The organism is Microcoleus sp. BM001215392 (genome assembly GCF_036700185.1).
Taxonomy (GTDB): domain Bacteria; phylum Cyanobacteriota; class Cyanobacteriia; order Cyanobacteriales; family Microcoleaceae; genus Microcoleus.
In genome coordinates this window covers 3,049-4,806 of the sequence record NZ_JAUBOJ010000481.1, presented here as the reverse complement: position 1 = coordinate 4,806, position 1,758 = coordinate 3,049, and the positions used below count along the sequence as shown (strand labels likewise).

The window sequence follows — 1,758 nt, the reverse complement described above, 5'->3', positions numbered from 1 at the left end:
GCTCGCGATCTATCCAACACTCGCGAGCGGGGACGCTCGCACTGTAAAGAAATTGCTTTTTTGCAAAAGTAGAGATGCTACCACTAGCGCAAGTCCTATCTATTTTAAAATACCTATTGCCAGACTTCCCAAAAAAACCACATTTCTTTAACCTATTTGCCGGACTAAACGGACGATCGCGCCAGAACATAGCAATATTTGGCTCTTAAGTCAAGGGCTGCTGCCAAAAAGATCGTCCGGGCGATCGGCTTTCACCAGCTCGAATTCCCGCAATATATAATAAAAACAACGGGTAATTTTCACAGAGAGAAACCTATGGCTCCGAATCCCAGCATTATGCAAGCCGTCGAACAACTTGGCTACCGCGTTACGGTTGGAGACGTGGCGGCAAAAGCTGGATTAGATGTCAATTTTGCCCAGCGAGAACTGTTAACGCTGGCCTCGGAAGCAGGCGGCAACCTGCAAGTAGCAGAATCCGGCGACATTGCCTACCTATTTCCCAACAACTTTCGAGATATTTTGCGAAACAAATTCTGGCGCTTGCAGTTGCAGGAATGGTGGCAAAAAATCTGGCGAGTTCTATTTTACTTGATTAGAATATCTTTTGGCCTACTGCTGGTAGCTTCCATCCTTTTAATTATTGTTGCTATTACGCTTTTACTCTCCAGCATGAACAGCGACAATAACGGTGGAGGAGGCGGAAGCGGAGGCGAAAGTGGAGGTGGCGGCGGCGGCTTTTTCTTTTTTCCCTACTTCTGGAACGACTTAATCTGGATCTTTTACTGGAACCATGATGAACCATACCAGCAGCGATCGCGCGCCAGCAGTCCAAAACCCCAGATGAGTTTTCTGGAAGCAGTTTTCTCATTTATATTTGGAGACGGGAATCCCAATAACAATCTAGAAGAGCGCAAGTGGAGCGATATAGCCACCGCAATTCGCAACAACCGAGGCGCCGTCGCAGCCGAACAAATTGCGCCCTATCTCGACAATCTCGGACAGGGATACGCCCGAGAATACGAAGAATATATGTTACCAGCTCTCGCCCGTTTTGACGGCCGCCCCGAAGTTAGTCCCGAAGGGCAAATCATTTACCATTTTCCGCAATTGCAAACCACAGCCCTCCTGCAAAATCCTCAACCAACAGGAACTTATTTGCGAGAAATGCTGTGGCGTTTCAGCCGCGCCGACTCCGGCCAAATCATGCTCGCAGCAGGTTTAGGAGCCGTCAATCTTGTCGGTGCGCTGGTTTTGGGGAATTTATTAACGAAAAGTGCGATCGCAGGTGGATTTCTCGGCTTCGTCAGCAGTATTTATCCACTGCTGCTGATTTACGGCGTCGGATTTCTGACAATTCCCTTAATCAGGTACTTCTGGATTCAGTGGAAAAATAGCCAGATAGAAGCTCGAAATCGCGATCGGCAGCAGCGAGCCCTGTTATTAAACCAACCCGATACCAACTTGCAGCAAAAATTAGCCTACGCCCAGGAATTTGCAGGCGAAAACGTTCTGAGTGGAGAAGACCTAGCTTATACCACAGAAAGCGAATTAACTCAACAAGAACTAGAACAATCAGCAAAAATAGATGCTGAATGGCAGCGTCGAATTGGGCGATCGGATAATTAATTTATAACCCGAAGAATCAGGAATGCAGCACACAGATTTTGACACAGATACACGGATTAATTATCAAATCTGACTTAGGAGTACAAGTCAAGAGTCAATTTTTTTCTAAGTCCACGGAGGTGGACTTTGTTT

General features: G+C 46.9%; 2 protein-coding genes. One reads left to right on the top strand and one right to left on the bottom strand.

Features of this window, described 5'->3' with window-relative positions; all coding sequences use genetic code 11:
* Positions 1-190: hypothetical protein (locus QT974_RS31100; RefSeq protein WP_333472232.1), on the bottom strand; the 190-nt coding region annotated here is incomplete at its 3' end.
* Positions 191-315: 125 nt separating this feature from the next.
* Here QT974_RS31100 and QT974_RS31095 point away from each other — a divergent pair.
* Positions 316-1,626: a hypothetical protein gene (locus QT974_RS31095; RefSeq protein ID WP_333472231.1), complete on the top strand. Its 1,311-nt coding sequence runs from the start codon at positions 316-318 to the stop codon at positions 1,624-1,626.
* The last annotated feature ends 132 nt before the right edge of the window (positions 1,627-1,758 follow it).

Excerpts from the sequence above, each read along its gene's own strand:
- QT974_RS31095 (WP_333472231.1), top strand. The coding sequence starts at position 316 with ATGGCTCCGAATCCCAGCATTATGCAAGCCGTCGAACAACTTGGCTAC.